This is a genomic window from Crenobacter sp. CS_VA4 (genome assembly GCF_055597485.1).
Genome location: NZ_JBVMAE010000076.1, coordinates 1 through 856, shown reverse-complemented (window position 1 = coordinate 856; position 856 = coordinate 1). Strand labels below are relative to the sequence as shown.

The window sequence follows — 856 nt, the reverse complement described above, 5'->3', positions numbered from 1 at the left end:
TGTTGGCGCTCACTGAATTTTGACCAGCCGTGCTCGTTGAATTTTGACCAGGCATGGAGGCCGCCCGCGCAGCGGCCGACTGGTTTTGAAGTATAAGTTTTTGCTTGCCCGTTGCCCCTCAGAACGGTTCGTCCCCTCCCATCGCCAAGCCCATTCTTTGCTCACGCTCCCTGATTCGCGTCTTGGCATTCGCACTGCTCTGCTTGAAGCGCCAGGATTCGTTGCCGGTTTCGATGATGTGGCAGTGATGGGTCAGCCGATCCAACAGTGCCGTTGTCAGCTTGGCGTCGCCAAATACATTCGGCCACTCAGCGAAGGTCAGATTGGTCGTGATGATCACGCTGGTACGCTCGTAAAGCTTGGATAGCAGGTGGAACAGCAAGGCGCCACCAGGCTGCGAGAAGGGCAAATAGCCAAGCTCATCGAGAATCACCAAATCCATGTGCATCAGGCTGTAGGCCAGTTTGCCCTGCTTGCCTGCCGCCTTCTCGAGCTCCAGCGTATTCACCAGTTCCACCGTCGAGTAGAAACGCACTCGCTTGCCCTCGGACTGGATACCGAGCACCGCAAGCGCTGTAGCCAGATGGGTCTTGCCCGTTCCGGTGCCGCCAATGAACACCACGTTGTGCGCCGCTTCCGCAAACTGGCAAGTCGCCAAGTCGCGGATCAAGCTTTCTTCGACCTTGGATTGGTTAAAGTCAAAGCCAGCCAGATCACGGTGATGGGGGAAGCGGGCCGCATGCATCTGGTAGCTGATCGAACGCACATGCCGGTCGGCATGCTCGGCCTGGATCAGGTGCTGGAGCCAGCTATCCAGCGTTTCCAGACCCGCACTGGAGGTGGATTGCCGCATCTC

General features: G+C 57.8%; 1 protein-coding gene. It reads right to left on the bottom strand.

Annotated features, from left to right (window positions below; all coding sequences use genetic code 11):
* Nucleotides 1–118: 118 nt before the first annotated feature.
* The coding region (gene istB / locus ACZ2IA_RS22755; RefSeq protein ID WP_470294866.1) for an IS21-like element helper ATPase IstB at nucleotides 119–856 on the bottom strand (738 nt) is incomplete at its 5' end.